Source organism: Flavobacterium sp. FG139 (assembly GCF_057809695.1).
The window spans coordinates 207,007-222,283 of the sequence record NZ_JBMDKL010000001.1 but is presented as its reverse complement, the minus strand read 5'-3'; the positions used below and the strand labels follow the sequence as shown (position 1 = coordinate 222,283).

At 32.1% G+C, this 15,277-nt stretch carries 16 protein-coding genes; 8 read left to right on the top strand and 8 right to left on the bottom strand.

What is annotated here, in order from left to right; genetic code table 11:
* Position 1: 1 nt before the first annotated feature.
* The 3 genes from ACODSI_RS01045 to ACODSI_RS01035 all read right to left on the bottom strand — a co-directional run bounded on the left by ACODSI_RS01045 (position 2) and on the right by ACODSI_RS01035 (position 4,243).
* The gene (locus ACODSI_RS01045; RefSeq protein WP_488914980.1) at positions 2-1,915 is read right to left on the bottom strand and encodes a DUF294 nucleotidyltransferase-like domain-containing protein; all 1,914 of its coding nucleotides are present in this window, start codon (positions 1,913-1,915) and stop codon (positions 2-4) included.
* A 202-nt stretch (positions 1,916-2,117) separates the two neighbouring features.
* Positions 2,118-3,653, bottom strand: coding sequence for a DEAD/DEAH box helicase (locus ACODSI_RS01040; RefSeq protein ID WP_488914979.1), 1,536 nt, complete (start codon positions 3,651-3,653; stop codon positions 2,118-2,120).
* Between the two features lie 74 nt (positions 3,654-3,727).
* Complete coding sequence (locus tag ACODSI_RS01035) at positions 3,728-4,243, bottom strand: DUF6155 family protein (protein WP_488914978.1); 516 nt, start codon at positions 4,241-4,243, stop codon at positions 3,728-3,730.
* An 87-nt stretch (positions 4,244-4,330) separates the two neighbouring features.
* Between ACODSI_RS01035 and ACODSI_RS01030 the strand changes: the two genes are divergently transcribed.
* Together ACODSI_RS01030 and ACODSI_RS01025 are read left to right on the top strand one after the other, a co-directional pair.
* Complete coding sequence (locus ACODSI_RS01030; RefSeq protein ID WP_488914977.1) at positions 4,331-4,615, top strand: DUF3817 domain-containing protein; 285 nt, start codon at positions 4,331-4,333, stop codon at positions 4,613-4,615.
* The gene (locus tag ACODSI_RS01025; protein WP_488914976.1) at positions 4,608-5,867 is read left to right on the top strand and encodes a mechanosensitive ion channel family protein; all 1,260 of its coding nucleotides are present in this window, start codon (positions 4,608-4,610) and stop codon (positions 5,865-5,867) included. Before ACODSI_RS01030 ends, ACODSI_RS01025 begins: the two co-directional genes overlap by 8 nt.
* On the opposite strand, the gene ACODSI_RS01020 is transcribed toward ACODSI_RS01025, so the two are convergent.
* Entirely contained in the window at positions 5,868-6,257 is a 390-nt protein-coding gene (locus ACODSI_RS01020) for an acyl-CoA thioesterase (protein WP_488914975.1), read from the bottom strand.
* Positions 6,254-6,676 (bottom strand): NUDIX domain-containing protein, encoded by a 423-nt coding sequence (locus tag ACODSI_RS01015; protein WP_488914974.1) that lies wholly within the window; start codon positions 6,674-6,676, stop codon positions 6,254-6,256. Before ACODSI_RS01015 ends, ACODSI_RS01020 begins: the two co-directional genes overlap by 4 nt.
* Positions 6,677-6,800: 124 nt before the next feature.
* On the opposite strand from ACODSI_RS01015, the gene ACODSI_RS01010 reads away from it, so the two are divergent.
* The gene (locus ACODSI_RS01010) at positions 6,801-8,117 is read left to right on the top strand and encodes an OmpA family protein (RefSeq protein ID WP_488914973.1); all 1,317 of its coding nucleotides are present in this window, start codon (positions 6,801-6,803) and stop codon (positions 8,115-8,117) included.
* Positions 8,118-8,192: 75 nt separating this feature from the next.
* Complete coding sequence (locus ACODSI_RS01005) at positions 8,193-8,594, top strand: glyoxalase (protein ID WP_488914972.1); 402 nt, start codon at positions 8,193-8,195, stop codon at positions 8,592-8,594.
* Between the two features lie 11 nt (positions 8,595-8,605).
* Here ACODSI_RS01005 and ACODSI_RS01000 read toward each other — a convergent pair whose 3' ends face one another.
* On the bottom strand, positions 8,606-9,103 hold the full coding sequence (locus tag ACODSI_RS01000; protein ID WP_488914971.1) for a DUF2231 domain-containing protein: 498 nt from the start codon (positions 9,101-9,103) through the stop codon (positions 8,606-8,608).
* A gap of 40 nt (positions 9,104-9,143) precedes the next feature.
* On the bottom strand, positions 9,144-10,166 hold the full coding sequence (locus ACODSI_RS00995) for a serine hydrolase (RefSeq protein ID WP_488914970.1): 1,023 nt from the start codon (positions 10,164-10,166) through the stop codon (positions 9,144-9,146).
* Between the two features lie 256 nt (positions 10,167-10,422).
* On the opposite strand from ACODSI_RS00995, the gene porX reads away from it, so the two are divergent.
* The 4 genes from porX to ACODSI_RS00975 all read left to right on the top strand — a co-directional run bounded on the left by porX (position 10,423) and on the right by ACODSI_RS00975 (position 14,169).
* Complete coding sequence (gene porX, locus ACODSI_RS00990) at positions 10,423-11,976, top strand: T9SS response regulator signal transducer PorX (RefSeq protein ID WP_488914969.1); 1,554 nt, start codon at positions 10,423-10,425, stop codon at positions 11,974-11,976.
* 6 nt (positions 11,977-11,982) lie between these two features.
* Entirely contained in the window at positions 11,983-12,390 is a 408-nt protein-coding gene (gene tsaE / locus ACODSI_RS00985; RefSeq protein ID WP_488914968.1) for a tRNA (adenosine(37)-N6)-threonylcarbamoyltransferase complex ATPase subunit type 1 TsaE, read from the top strand.
* Between the two features lie 148 nt (positions 12,391-12,538).
* Complete coding sequence (locus ACODSI_RS00980; protein ID WP_488914967.1) at positions 12,539-13,732, top strand: alanine dehydrogenase; 1,194 nt, start codon at positions 12,539-12,541, stop codon at positions 13,730-13,732.
* A 56-nt stretch (positions 13,733-13,788) separates the two neighbouring features.
* On the top strand, positions 13,789-14,169 hold the full coding sequence (locus tag ACODSI_RS00975) for a DUF4258 domain-containing protein (protein ID WP_488914966.1): 381 nt from the start codon (positions 13,789-13,791) through the stop codon (positions 14,167-14,169).
* 59 nt (positions 14,170-14,228) lie between these two features.
* Here the strand turns inward: ACODSI_RS00975 and capA are convergent, their stop codons facing one another.
* Entirely contained in the window at positions 14,229-15,269 is a 1,041-nt protein-coding gene (capA, locus tag ACODSI_RS00970) for a cysteate synthase (protein WP_488914965.1), read from the bottom strand.
* Positions 15,270-15,277 lie beyond the last annotated feature (8 nt).

Sequence of the window (15,277 nt, the reverse complement as noted above, 5' to 3'; positions counted from 1 at the left end):
ATTACGAAAATTGAGTCAGTTGAAATCGATCTTTAATTAATTCTTCCAATTCTTTCATAGGAGCAAGCGCATTTTTGAGCTTTTCTTTGTCTACCTTATTCAGTTCCTCCAAGTTGATATATTGCCCTGAGCTATCATTCTTCAAACCTTCTAGCACTCTGAACTTAGAAAGTACTAAAAAGGCATCAGCACAATTAAGATAGACTTCAGAAAACTTAGGATCAATCATTGCTAATTGCTTGTATCTCAAATACGTGCTATTAATTCCTTTAATATTATTATTCAACACTAACAATCTAGCGCCATCAATTAAAGGCATTAAGGCTCGTGTTTTAATATCAAATTTTCCTTTGTGCTCGCCTTCTTCTTCTAAATTGAATTTTTTAAAGAAGTTAAGTGGCGCTGGCTTTTTGAGGGCATCATTTCCTAAATAATCAAAAAATAATACGTTGTTTTTGGCATTTTTAAAGATGGCATCTGTAATTGCATCTTCAATTTTTTGTTCTCCAAATGCAATTTCATAATCAAAAAAGACACTACTTATTTCATTGGATTTTTCACCTGGAGTATTCATCCAGTTACTATATTGTTTTGTCCAGTCTGTCAATGATTTACACCACAACATGTTGCTCGCCATGTGGCCTTGTGGACAAATTGAAAAGCCCACTTTTTCTAGAGTTGCAGTCGTTTTTTTAGCCAATTTTAAAAAATAATCCTTTACATCACGGTATTTCTCGGCGGAAACATCTTCAAAAACCAAAACACTATCTTGGTCGGTAAGTAACAATTGCTCTTTACGCCCTTGACTACCAATGCATAACCACGCAAATCGAGCAGGAGGTGAGCCTAAATCTAAAATAGCTTGTTCAACAGCACGTTTTACTATAGCTAAAGTGATTTCGCCTGCAATACTATTAATATGAGTTAATGGAATGTTTTTATTTAATGATGATTGGATGATTTCATTGAGTTTGTCGCGAACTAATTTTAGTTCTTTAGCCGTTTGAGAACGTTTAATTTCTTTTAGAAGAACACCAGGATTATTGGCTTGTGCCACCACCAAATCATGTTCCGAAATAATGCCTTTAATATCTGATTTGTCAGTGCCATCATGAGTTACACATAAGTGGGTTACACCATATTTTAACATAACCAACTGTGCTTCAGCGACTGAAATATTTTCGGAAACAGTAATCACAGGTGAGGCCATTATTTTACTAATGGTGTTCGTGTATGCAATTCGACCCGTAGCAACTTTAGATCGAAAATCTTTATCCGTTACAATTCCAACAGGATAACCTTCTTCTGTAATCAGTGCGCTGTCTAACATATTATCGGTTACCAATTGAGCCGCATCTTTAATCATGGTTTCAATACCAATTTTTAAAGGTGATTTATTGTAGGTAAGTGACTGAAAATAAAGCATATCTGATTGATTATCAGAATAGGAAATATTGTCTGAAAGCAAACCATGATTGGAGTCTAACGAGCCACTTTTAGTATTGGCTGCAAAACTCTCTAACAAGAAGTTCAAAACATCCGAATTTTGAGCTACAAAAGGTTTGAAAGTTGCAATCGGAATTGCATATACAATGGTTTCTTCACGAGCTTTAGCTGTCATTTGGTAATTGTTTTTGGCAAAAAACGGACGCAAGCCAAAAATATCTCCAGTGTAACATTTATTTAAAAGCGTTTCTTCAGCATCAGAAATTACGGTCAAATGAATTACACCAGAAGCCACCACATAAAAAGAATCGTGCAATACATCATTAATTTGAAATAGCGATTTGTGTTTTTCTAAATTAATTACACGAATTGTGTTTGCAATCTTAATTAAATCCTCGTAAGGAAGATAATTAAAAGGTTCGTATTCTTTTAAAAAATCGGCTACACGTTGTGAAATTGCGTTACTCATAATTGGTGTTAATTTTATAAAAATATAAAAAAAGCTTTAAAATACAAAACTAATAAAGTTAAAGATAGTAGTAGGTATTATATCTGATGTTAATTAGATTATTAAAATCTTAACAAGGTACAATTTTTAAAAATTCTATTTTACATAATATAAATTATAGTGCAAATATATATTTTTTGAAATAAACAAAAAAACTACTTATTTAAAGCTCATTCATGATCTTGATGCGGTAAATTCTACCAATAGCAATGGTTAATTTTAAGGTATAATCTTCAATAAGCCAACTTCTATAATTTTTGGTAACATTACCTAAACAAATACAATATTGTTTGATTCGGTATTCGATATCATCGTTTAATTCTTTTGAAAGTTTACGAGCTTCCGATAAATCATCAGTATTTTCAACACACATCGTTGCATGTTGTTCTAGTGATTTTTCAATAATCGTTTTGGCTTTCAGATTGTTTTTAACGGTGTATTTGAATTCTTCATGAATGTCCATAGAAATATCTATGGAATTCTTGAATTTTTTACGCAATTCATCTGGCATTACATATTTAAAATTGCTTTCAATTTCGGCATCATCACGAAGACTTTCTAAATAATATTCTGGTGATTTAAAGATGTGCTGCCAATCCATCGGATTGTTCCATAAACCAAAGCGTAAAGCGTTGTTCCCTAAATCAATAACCGTAAAATTATCCTTATTGGGCAATCGTCTTGAACCTCGTCCAATCATCTGAAAATAAAGCGTTAACGATTTGGTAGCGCGGTTTAAAATAATACTTTCCACTGTAGGTTCATCAAAACCGGTTGTTAAAATACCGACAGACGTTAAAATTGCATCGGGTGTTTTTTTAAACCAATGCAAAATATCTTTTCGATCTTCTGTAGAAGTTGTATTGTCTAAATGTCTAATATTATAACCTGCATGTCTAAAGCTTTCATAAACATGTAATGAAGTATTAATTCCGTTGTTAAAAATTAAGGTCTTTTTACCTAATGATTTTTCGGTGTATGCGTGCAACAATTTCTCTTGCATCACCATATTGCTGTACAAATCGTCGGAGGATTTCACTGTATAATCGCCGTTTATTCCAACCTTTAACGACGTTAATCCTACATCATAACTGTAAGTTGTTGCTTTGGCTAAAAATCCTTTATCGATAAGATTTTGAATGGTGTCGCCTACAATCAACTCGTTGTAATTTTCATACATCGGCAACTTGATGTTCGAACTTAAAGGCGTTGCCGTAACTCCAAGAATAAAAGCATTTTCAAAGGTGCTAAATAACTTTCTAAACGAATTGAAGTGAGCTTCGTCAATAATCACTAAACCAATATCTTGTATTTCTAATTTTTCGTCATTAAGACGGTTTTTCAAGGTTTCAATCATCGCTACAAAACAAGAATATTCATCTTGATCTGGAAGTTCTTTAATAGCGCTGTTGATGATTTTGTTCTTAACATCGAACGTTTTAAGCATTTTAGAAGTTTGCTTACAAAGTTCAATTCGATGCGTTAAAACCACCACTTTTTTATTGTGTTGTTCTAAATAACGTCGGGTAATTTCTGAAAAAATTACAGTTTTTCCACCACCTGTTGGCAATTGATATAAAAGATGGTAATTGTGAGGTGCATTGTCTAATCGTTCAAAAATTTTGTCAATATCTCCTTTTTGGTAGCCGTACAGCTCCTTTTTATCTTCAATTTCGGCAAGTATATCCTTTTTTGGCATAGCGAATTTTACAATTTTGCAAAAATACACTTAAAAAAGAGTTTCATGGCATTATTTTAAAAAATAATAATTATTTAATAATCAAATCGTTCTACAATGGCATCAAATTCGAATTTATTCATCCAATTTTGCTTGATAGTTTCCTCTTTTATAGCCACTACTCTACTTTTGAAATCTTCTAAAATCCCTTTTTCGATAATGAAACTAATGGCTTGTTGGTAGGAATTGAGCATGCTTTTATAGAATGCTTCACTGTTTATTTGTTTCTCGGAAGACAATGCTTGAGCAATTTCAACAGCATAAAGCATTACATCTGTAACGATATAGGAATCAACACCTAAGGTGATAAAATGTTTGATGAATTTCTGAGCTACAGAACGTCGCATTTTAGGCCTCTTACCTCGAATGGGAAAATATTCATTTGAAATTTTAAGTTTGGCCTCTCGAACTAAATTGCGTTCGTTTGGATTGAAAACAAAATCATAATAGACTTTAACATCTTTAAACTTGTCGTACAACGCTATCAATTGCTCTTCCAGTTGGTTTTTATCCAATTCGGACAAATACTTTTTTAAATCTCTTTTACTCATAGAAATACTAAATTATTACAAAAGTAACGCACTTTTTAGGTTTATTATTAACCTTATTACTTAATTTTGTAGACCAAAATAATTACAATGACAAAGATTTTTAAATTTACAGCCATTCTAGAAGGATTCTCTTATTTAATTTTGTTAGCGAATATGTTGCTTATCAAACCGAATGATTTGGTTTTGTACAAAACACTACTTTTTCCAATCGGAATGACACACGGAATTCTATTTATTGCCTACCTTTATTTGGCCTATATGATTAAAGAAAAACAAAATTGGAATACCAAAGAATTGTTAATTGTTATTTTAGGATCGTTAATTCCGTTTGGTGCTTTTTTTATTGAAAGAAAATATTTAAAAAATGCATAATTTTTTAGAACATTTATTTGGTTGGTTGTATCCTTTGTTGCGTAAAATGCATCTCGGAGACACGCTATCGTCCTATGTTAGTTTGATTCTTAACATCATAATATTGTGCTTTTTAGCCTATTTTATTTATGTGGTTTTCAGATTAGTATTAGTGACCATATTGGCAATAGTAGCCAAGAAAACTAAAACCAAATTTGACGATTTACTCGTTTCAAATCAGACCGCAAAATACATTGCCCATTTAATTCCGTTTGTATTTATTTACAAATCGGTTCCCGTAATTTTAGAACATTATGTGTATTGGGAATCTATGTTTGGAAAGTTGGTTGGGATTTACATCATTCTTTTGTCCTTATGGATCATTCGAAGTGTACTTAACGCTATAAAAGATTATTTGAAAGACCAACCCAGATTTAGCGATAAACCCATTGACAGCTACATTCAAGTAATTATGATTGTACTTTGGATATACGGCGTTGGGGTGATTATTTCTAAATTATTTGAAGTTGATAAAACAACACTATTAGGAACTTTAGGAGCCATTTCGGCAATTGTAATTTTAATTTTTAGAGATACTATATTAGGCTTTGTAGCCAGTGTTCAAGTTTCCTTAAACGATATGGTTCGTATTGGCGATTGGATAACTTTTGACAAGTATGGCGCCGATGGTGATGTTATTGAAATTAACTTAGCAACGGTAAAAGTTAGAAATTTTGACAATACTACTACAACCATTCCAACCTACAGTTTGATCTCAGATTCTTTTAGAAACTGGCGTGGTATGCTGGATTCAGATGGGCGAAGAATTAAAAGACATATTTTAGTCAAAGCCAAAAGCATTCGTTTTTTGACCGATGAAGAATTGGATAAAATGAAACGAATCCAATTGATTTCTAATTATATCGACGTTCGTCAAACGGAAATTAGCAAATACAACAAGACCTATAATGTGGACAAATCACTGTCTATCAATGGTCGAAATATGACTAATTTTGGTTTGTTTAGAAAATACATCACCAATTATTTAGAACATTACCCAGGATTGAATAAAAATATGATTTTACTTTGCAGGCAATTACAACCTACTGCACAAGGAATTCCATTAGAAATTTACACTTTTTCAAAAGATCAGAGATTTGAACAATACGAATACATTATGGCCGATATTTTTGACCATATTATTGCTTCAATTGTATATTTTGATTTGGAAATTTATGAAATGCCTTCAGACAAAAGTAATTTTGTAGTTTAATTATTTTTTCAAACGATCTTCTACAAACTCTATTTTGGTTTTGCCATGTGCTTGTGGTTTTCCATCCAAACCAACACTAACCATCGTTATGGTATCTATTGTGATTATGGTTTCTTTAGTCATCATGTTTCTCACTTCACACATCAAGGTTAATGAGGTAGTTCCAAATTTGATGACATCAATTCCAATTTCAACAATATCACCTTGCTTGGCCGAACTTCTAAAATTAATTTCCGACATGTGTTTGGTTACAATTCTTGGGCTTTCCAGTTGAATTATGGCATAAAGGGCTATTTCTTCGTCAATCCATGCTAATAATCGTCCTCCAAATAAAGTGCTATTCGGATTTAAGTCTTCTGGTTTTACCCATTTTCTAGTATGAAATCTCATTTTAAGGCTATTTTTGATAAAGCAAATTTAATGATTTCATCGTGGTCGAAAGCTAATTTTGGCAAATCATTAACCGAAAACCATTTCGCTTCTTTGGCATCATCATTAGCAATGGCAATAGTGTTTTCGTTTGCATAACCCATGTAAGCAATTGAAACTACATGAGATCTCGGGTCTCGGAAAGGTTTTCCAAATGCTTTAAGTTGTTCTAAACTATCTATTTCAATAGTGGTCTCTTCCAATAATTCTCTTTTAGCAGCATCTTCCAAATCTTCATTAGAATCGACAAAACCACCCGGTAAAGCCCAACAATTTTTGTAGGGATCGTTTTTGCGTTTTATTAATAATAATTCCAAGTAATTAGCCGATAATTTGAATAAAACAACATCAACAGTGACAAATATTTTCGAAATCCTCACAATATTTAAACTTTTAAGTATTTGATAACAAAATTATGGTTTTTATGTCTTAAAAAGTTGGTAATTTATTGTAAACTATTATATTTGCAAATAATTATAAAGAATTTAACCTATTTATTATAAAATGAAAAAAATTACAGTATTGTCTTTATTGTTAGTTTCGGCAGCTTCTGTTACAGCCCAAGAAAACAAAGTACAGAAAGACTCCGCAAAATCTGAATTCAACAAATGGACAATAGAAGCCACCGTAGGTCAAGGTAAAGGTGTAAAACCCTATGATGTTGGATATTTTTCAAGCAACCCAAATACTTTTCTAGGAAAGCCTCAAGCCAATAGTTTTAGCTTGGGTGCTAGATATATGATTAGCCCTAAATTTGGTTTTAAAACAGCATTACATTACAATGATTTAAAGAATACTAAAAACAATGGAAGTATTCCATTTGAAATGCAACAAATAGGACTTTCCTTAGAAGGTGTCGTAAATGTTAGTAGATTGTTTGGTATTGAAGAATCTATCAAACGATTTGGTTTGTTATTTCACGGTGGATTAAGAATCGATCGAATGACATCCAAAACTGCCAATGTTATTGAACACGATCATAACAATGGTGTTTCTGAATTTAATGGTGGACTTGTTATGGGGGTTACTCCTCAATTCAGAGTTTCTAAAAAAATGGCTGTTCTTCTTGACATTTCTATTCAAAACAATTACAGACAGCATTTTAATTGGGATGGAAGTTATTCAGACAACATCAACAACTTAAATGGTCAATTAATCACTACTTCATTAGGTCTTACCTATTCATTTGGTCCAAATGAAATTCATGGCGATTGGGCAACTATCAGAGATAAAAATCTTGATAAAATTGATGCTCTTGATAAACGAGTTGGTGATATGGAAACCCTTATGAATGACACTGATAAAGATGGCGTGCCAGATTATTTAGATCAAGAAAACAACTCCGTTGCAGGTGTTGCTGTTGATACTAGAGGTAAAATGGTTGATATGAACAGAAATGGTGTTCCAGACGAATTGGAAAGATATGTTGATAAAACTACTAAAGAAACGTCTGAAAAATCAAATTCTGACATGATTAAACGTTTAGTAAACGAAGGTTATGTTACAACTTACTTTGATACAGGAAAAGTAAATCCTACTAATGTTTCTACTGAAGGTATTGACTTTATTAGAACTTACTTGAAAAACAATCCAAACGCTTCTATTGATATTTATGGTCACGCTGACGAGATTGGTACAAGTGCTAAAAACGATGCATTATCTAAAGGTCGTGCAGAAGCTGTAAAAGCTATCTTAATCAAAGCAGGTATCGATGCCAATAGATTGAACGTTATTTCAGCTGGTGAAGATGCATCTGTAGCAGTTGATTCTGATGGTGCTAGAAAATTAGTACGAAGAGTTACTTTCAAAATCAAAGAATAATTAACAATTAGTTCTTAATAAATAAAAAAAACCTCTGTTTAGCGACAGAGGTTTTTTTATAACTTTAAATAAAAAATGGAAGCAAGAGATACAACATTGTTAGAATTGCGTGGTGAAACCATTGGTACAATATCAAATCAGTCTTCACCAGAAGAATTATTTCAAAATAAAACCCTACGTCCTATTTTAAAACTACAGAACGATTTGTTTATTGAGGTTTTTTTAAACTATGCGATTAAACAAAAGAATGTTTTTTTTAGCTTATCTCCCGATAAAAAAATGGCCTACATTGAAAATGTAATTCAGCGCGACATTAAGTTTAGAAACTCTCTTAAAGGGATGGTGATAGCATTATTCACTATAAGTGAATATACCGAATACATAAAAAACTCTTCAAACCTTAACAAGCGTATGATGAATATGCTTATTGAAAGATTGAAGAGTCAAGTACTTTTGCTTGATAAAACTGTTGCCTAATTTACACGTTTTTAATCGCGATCACTGTTGTTTTCAATCGACGTTTTTTCAACTGAGGTCGTTGCAGCATTTGCTCTAATCTCAGTATGTCTAATCTCACCGCCTGTAGTACCGGTTTGTTGTGCCAAAAAAATAGCTACCGCAGCTATAGTTACTCCAATAAAAGAAAATATTTTTTCTTTGGCATTATTTTTCATGTTAAAGAATAATCCCACTAACGACACTACTCCTAAAAGATACAATACAAGCGCTAATTTTTCGGCCATTTCTTCATGTTCATGAATAATTTGACGTCCAATGTTAGGCATTTCTTCAACCATCTCCTCTGCTCCATCACCAGTAGCCATACTCACTGCAGCAAAAAGAGCAGCAATTACAAACAAACAATAAGAAACATTTCTTATCGTCTTATTTTTCAATATCATTCCTACAATCAAAATACCAAACCCAAAAATAGTTCCTATTATTGGGAAATGGTTCACCACCATGTGTAAATGCGCGTCATTCATAATTTCTACTTTTTAAATTAGTATAAAAAGGTGTAATTGATTACATATTTTTAGACGATGTATTCATATTTTGATAAATAAGGCTTGAAATCTGACTGATTACTTCGGGTAATTTTTTCATATCGTTTCCTTTAGTCATAATAGTAACAAGGTAGGGACTATTATCCAAATAAATCACAGCAGATTCATGCAATTGTTTTTCTACTAAATCTCCAGCTTCTCCAAACTTATGAATTGCCTTAATAGATGGTGGCAAACTTTTTAATATACCCTCTTTAAAATCCGATTTACTAAGAAGTTTAGTGGCAAATTCAGAATCCTCAATGGTAAGATACGAGGCATTAAATAAGGCTCTCATAAACAATGAAAAATCACTTGCCGTCAATGGATAATCACTCGCATTCCAATCGGGTGCTGGTAGATCTAAATCAGTAAAAACTTTTTTAAACACATCAACATCAATGAGCGTATTTAGAATATAAGTAGCATTATTATCAGAATAAGCAATCATGTAAGTCAACAATTCCCTAACGGTATATTTTTGACCTAATTGAATTGATTTCGATACAAACTCAGGTTTTTTTGCGGAATCGAATGGTTTATCAAAAAGGATAACTTTATCCAAAATCCCAGGTTTAATTTCATTCATTCTCAAAAAAGTAATTAGCTCTGGTACTTTTAATAACGAACCTGGTTTGAATTTTTCATCCGGATTAATTGAAGTCCAATCATTTGTACTATAGGCTTTCAAATATACTGAGGCCGAAGTAATAACCTTATTTTTTTTATAATTTTCAATCAATTGATACACTGATTGCTTGACTGAAGATAGATTTTCAGATTCACATTCATTGTCTACAAATAATAAAGGTTTAACATAACTAAATCCTGTTAACCTCTTCACTTTATATGCACACACAGATTGATCTGATGTCGAAGAATCAGTATCAGCTGATATTTTTTTTGTGATTTCAGATGTAGCAAAACCTGTTATTAGTATTGTAAAAGCAAGAACCACAGCAACATAAAAAAGAGGAATTTTCTTTAAAAAAATATTTTTCATACAGAATTTACAATGTTTGTTATTTTAATGATTTACAAATTTATATATTTTTTTCTTAAGAATATCTTAATATTCAACAGCAATAATATGTTAAAATTTAATAATCCGCATTTTTCATCTAAAACTTCACATTTCCAGATAATTAAAAACTGCTATCTAAAAATTTGTTTGTTTCTGTATACTTTAAATAATTTTATACAATTTTTAATATATATATCGTTATACAAATAGTAAATTGCAACAAAATAAGTACCTCATGAATAAAATAAAAATACTTTGGGTTGACGACGAGATTGATTTATTAAAACCACACATCATTTTTCTAGAAAAGAAAAACTATGAGGTAACAACATGCAACAATGGTCGTGATGCTGTTGATGTGTTTTCAGAAAATAATTTTGATATTGTTTTTCTAGATGAAAATATGCCTGGAATGAGTGGTTTAGAAACCCTTGCCGAAATTAAAGAAAAGAAATCTTCTACTCCTGTAATAATGATTACTAAGAGTGAAGAAGAATATATCATGGAAGAAGCTATAGGTTCAAAAATTGCCGATTACCTTATCAAACCGGTTAATCCGAATCAAATTTTGTTGAGTTTAAAGAAAAATTTAGACCACTCCAGATTGGTTTCTGAAAAAACAACTTTAGATTATCAAAAAGAATTTCGAAAAATTGCCATGGAATTGGCTATGGTGAATTCTTTTGAAGATTGGGTTGAATTGTATAAAAAACTTATTTTTTGGGAACTAGAATTGGAAAACATTGAGGATACCAATTTGATTGACATTTTAGAATCTCAAAAAGTAGAAGCCAATTCACAATTTGGAAAGTTTATTGAACGCAATTATGAAGATTGGTTTGAACCAAAGGCTCACAAGCCAATACAATCACATACGCTTTTTAGAGAATTAGTCGTACCTGAACTTGTTAAAAAAGACAAACCCATTCTATTTGTTGTTATCGATAATTTGCGCTACGATCAATGGAAAGCGATAGAAGGCACGGTTAACAATTATTATAAACTCGAAAAAGAAATTCCGTATTACGCTAGCTTGCCAACTGCCACACAATATGCTAGAAACTCTATTTTCTCGGGTTTGACTCCTTTAGAAATGGAAAAACAATTTCCACAATATTGGAAAAATGATGTTGATGACGGAGGTAAAAACTTATATGAGTCCGAATTTTTAACCGCACATTTAAAACGTTTGGGTTTAAACATTAAACAAGATTACTTTAAAATCACCAATCTGGCTGGTGGTAAAAAATTAGCAGAAAACTTCAAAGCATTAAAAGATAATAATTTAGTAACGGTGGTATACAATTTTGTAGACATGCTTTCACATGCTAAAACCGAGATGGATGTGGTTAAAGAGTTGGCTTCTGATGATAAAGCCTACCGTTCGTTAACCTTGAGTTGGTTTAAAAATTCACCGTTATTGGATATTATTCAACAAGGACAAAAGTTAGGTTTTAAGCTAATAATAACAACCGATCATGGCACCATTAACGTAAAAAATCCCTCAAAAGTTATAGGTGATAAAAACACCAGTTTAAATCTTAGATACAAAACGGGCCGTAGCCTAACCTATGAAGACAAAGAAGTTTATGCCGTTAAAGAACCAAAAAAAATAGGTTTGCCTACCATAAATATGAGTAGTTCTTATATTTTTGCCAAGAATGATTATTTCTTAGCCTACGTAAACAATTACAATCATTATGTGAGTTATTATAGAAATACGTACCAACATGGCGGAATTTCATTAGAAGAAATGATCGTACCCTTTTTAGTTTTTAATCCAAGATAATCTACTATGGAAGTTATTTTCTCATTAAACGAAATTGAGCAAGTCGCACAAAAAATTATCACTGAAAACCCAAAAAAAGTAATTCTTTTTTATGGAAATATGGGCGTTGGTAAAACCACCCTAATTAAAGCATTAGCAAAACAACTTGGTGTAAATGATGCTACAAGTAGTCCCACTTTTTCTTTAGTTAATGAATATCAAATAATTGAAAATCAATACCTTTATCACTTTGATGTGTATCGATTAAAATCGGAAATAGAAGCATTAGACATGGGTATTGACGATTATTTATACTCAGGAAATTGGTGTTTTATAGAGTGGGCAGAAAATATTCCGAATTTAATCCCCGAGGAACATTCAATAATTAAAATTGTTGCTTTACCAGATGGAAATCGACATTTAATTCTAAATTAAAAAAGGGTTATTTTTTAAAAATAACTTATCGCAACTTTCAAAAAACTAGTCGAAGTGATGACAGTTTATTTAGAACGTTTGAAATTGATTTTTGAAATTGATATTGACATTCTTTTTTTGTAACTTGTGCGATAATTCATTTGTAACTATGTCACTTACACCTTTTACAAAACAACAACTACTTCCACAAGAAGAAAAATTAGAAATCGGACGCTACAAGAGCGAACTTTTCATCGGAATTCCCAAAGAAACTAGTTATCAAGAGCGACGTATTTGCCTTACACCTGATGCAGTACATTCTCTAACGGCTCACGGTCACCGAATTCTGATGGAAACTGGTGCTGGAGAAAGTTCAAGTTATACTGATAAAGAATATAGCGATGCCGGTGCAGAAATTACAAATGACACACAAAAAGTATTGTCTTGCCCAATGCTCTTAAAGGTAGAACCTCCTACGATGACCGAAATTGAGATGATGAATCCGAACTCGGTTATTATTTCGGCCATTCAACTAAAGACCCGAAAAAAGGAATATTTTGAAGCGCTTACCAAAAAGAAAATTACAGCGCTAGCTTTTGAATACATTAAAGATGAAGACGGTTCCTACCCTGCTGTAAAATCATTAAGTGAAATTGCAGGAACAGCTTCCATACTAATAGCTGCCGAATTAATGATTAACAACCAATTTGGTAAAGGATTATTGTTTGGAAATATTACAGGCGTTCCTCCTACTGATGTAGTCATTATAGGTGCTGGAACAGTTGGCGAATTTGCTGCTAAAACGGCACTCGGACTTGGTGCTAATGTAAAAGTATTCGACAATTCAATCACCAAATTACGTCGTTTACAGAATAATTTGAGTCAGCGTGTTTTTACTTCTACTATCCAACCTAAATCGTTATTGAAAGCGTTGCGCCGATGTGATGTAGCTATTGGAGCTATGAGAGGAAAAGAACGTTGTCCTGTGGTAGTTACAGAAACTATGGTAGAACATATGAAAAAAGGTGCTGTTATAGTTGATGTTAGCATAGATACTGGTGGTTGCTTTGAATCTTCTGAAATCACAACACATGAAAAACCGACTTTTATTAAAAATAACGTAATTCATTATTGTGTGCCTAATATTCCATCTCGTTATTCCAAAACAGCTTCATTATCCATCAGTAATATTATAACTCCTTATTTATTACAAATTGCGGAAGATGGTGGATTGGAAAGTGCCTTACGATGTCATAAAGGATTAAAAAATGGCGTGTATCTATACCACGGAATTTTAACCAATAAAGCCATTGGGGATTGGTTTAACTTACCCGATAGTGATATAAATTTAATTGTTTTTTAAATCTTCATATTTGTGAATTTTCGGTTCTTTAGTTTACATTTGCAAAAAAAATTTAAATGAAATTTTATCAGCGTTTTGCATATTATCTAGTTGGATTTGTAATTGGAATGTTTTTCGTCGCCTTAGTTCTAAGTGGTAAAGATACCCGATGCAATTATTTTCCAAATGCAAGAGTATTGAATGATTTACGAAACAAACCATTCAATTATAGTATTGAAGCTTCTAGAAAATTAGCCGAAGATTGGATTGATACCATTGATATTAAAAATACTTTAACTTATGGTGATGTAGATTTTGACAAAAGTAATATTAGTTACCAAAAAGGTAAATTATACATTATTGAAGGACAAACTACCAAAAAAGACACGATTACTTTACGTGTTATCAATTATCCAAGTAAAGCAGTTTTAGAAGATATTATTAGAAAGAAAAAATAATTGTTTATAAAAAAACTCCGAAGTACTTCGGAGTTTTTTTTATCTAAAAGTATAAAATACTATTTTATAAATTCAATTTTTTGAGCTTCTTCAGCATTAACACTATCAAAAAAGCCTTGCTCATTCATCCAATCATCACTAAATACTTTACTCATGTAACGCGAACCATGATCTGGAAAAATAATAACTACATTACTATCTGAAGTGAATTCTCCTTCTTCTGCAAATTGCTTCACCGCTTGTAAAGCAGCACCCGAAGTATACCCCACAAATAAGCCTTCCGTTTTCGCTATTTCTCTAGCAGTATGGGCACTTTCCTCATCGGTAACCTTCATGAATTTATCAATCGATTCGAAGTCGGTTGCTGTTGGAATAAGATTTTTACCTAATCCTTCAATTCGGTAGGGATAAATTTCATTGCTATCAAACTCTTTTGTTTCATGGTATTTTTTCAATACCGAACCAAAAGCATCAACACCAAGAACACGAATGTTAGAATTTTTTTCTTTAAGGAATTTAGCAATTCCAGAAATGGTTCCTCCTGTTCCGCTACAAGCAACAAGGTGTGTAATTTTTCCTGAGGTCTGTTCCCATATTTCAGGGCCCGTTGTTAAATAATGCGCATCAATATTGAGTTGATTAAAATACTGATTGATGTATACAGAACCTTTAGTTTCTTCATGTAAACGCTTTGCTACATTATAATACGAACGTTCATCATCTGCAGAAACATGGGCTGGGCACACATAAACCTTAGCTCCTAAACTGCGCAACATATCAATCTTATCCTTAGACGATTTAGAACTAACAGCCAAGATACAATTGTATCCTTTAATGATGCTTACCATAGCCAAACTAAACCCAGTATTACCTGAAGTAGTTTCAATAATGGTATCACCTGGAGTCAAAATTCCTTGTCTTTCGGCTTCTTCAATTATGTATAACGCAATTCTGTCTTTTGAGGAATGTCCTGGATTGAATGCCTCTACCTTAGCATAAAAGTTTCCTTCTAAGTTTTCGGTGATTCTATTCAGCTTAATAAGAGGTGTATTTCCTATTAATTCCAAAACGTTATTGTAGGCTTTTATTTCTTCTTTCATAAATAAAA

What these genes read in the sequence shown, in the direction of transcription:
- ACODSI_RS01000 (WP_488914971.1), bottom strand. Translation starts at nt 9,103, where the DNA reads ATGAATGACGCGCATTTACACATGGTGGTGAACCATTTCCCAATAATA.
- tsaE (WP_488914968.1), top strand. Translation starts at nt 11,983, where the DNA reads ATGGAAGTTATTTTCTCATTAAACGAAATTGAGCAAGTCGCACAAAAA.
- capA (WP_488914965.1), bottom strand. Translation starts at nt 15,269, where the DNA reads ATGAAAGAAGAAATAAAAGCCTACAATAACGTTTTGGAATTAATAGGA.
- ACODSI_RS01025 (WP_488914976.1), top strand. Translation starts at nt 4,608, where the DNA reads ATGCATAATTTTTTAGAACATTTATTTGGTTGGTTGTATCCTTTGTTG.
- ACODSI_RS01005 (WP_488914972.1), top strand. Translation starts at nt 8,193, where the DNA reads ATGGAAGCAAGAGATACAACATTGTTAGAATTGCGTGGTGAAACCATT.
- ACODSI_RS01045 (WP_488914980.1), bottom strand. Translation starts at nt 1,915, where the DNA reads ATGAGTAACGCAATTTCACAACGTGTAGCCGATTTTTTAAAAGAATAC.
- ACODSI_RS00995 (WP_488914970.1), bottom strand. Translation starts at nt 10,166, where the DNA reads ATGAAAAATATTTTTTTAAAGAAAATTCCTCTTTTTTATGTTGCTGTG.
- ACODSI_RS01010 (WP_488914973.1), top strand. Translation starts at nt 6,801, where the DNA reads ATGAAAAAAATTACAGTATTGTCTTTATTGTTAGTTTCGGCAGCTTCT.
- ACODSI_RS01020 (WP_488914975.1), bottom strand. Translation starts at nt 6,257, where the DNA reads ATGAGATTTCATACTAGAAAATGGGTAAAACCAGAAGACTTAAATCCG.
- ACODSI_RS00975 (WP_488914966.1), top strand. Translation starts at nt 13,789, where the DNA reads ATGAAATTTTATCAGCGTTTTGCATATTATCTAGTTGGATTTGTAATT.
- ACODSI_RS00980 (WP_488914967.1), top strand. Translation starts at nt 12,539, where the DNA reads ATGTCACTTACACCTTTTACAAAACAACAACTACTTCCACAAGAAGAA.
- ACODSI_RS01030 (WP_488914977.1), top strand. Translation starts at nt 4,331, where the DNA reads ATGACAAAGATTTTTAAATTTACAGCCATTCTAGAAGGATTCTCTTAT.
- ACODSI_RS01040 (WP_488914979.1), bottom strand. Translation starts at nt 3,653, where the DNA reads ATGCCAAAAAAGGATATACTTGCCGAAATTGAAGATAAAAAGGAGCTG.
- ACODSI_RS01035 (WP_488914978.1), bottom strand. Translation starts at nt 4,243, where the DNA reads ATGAGTAAAAGAGATTTAAAAAAGTATTTGTCCGAATTGGATAAAAAC.
- porX (WP_488914969.1), top strand. Translation starts at nt 10,423, where the DNA reads ATGAATAAAATAAAAATACTTTGGGTTGACGACGAGATTGATTTATTA.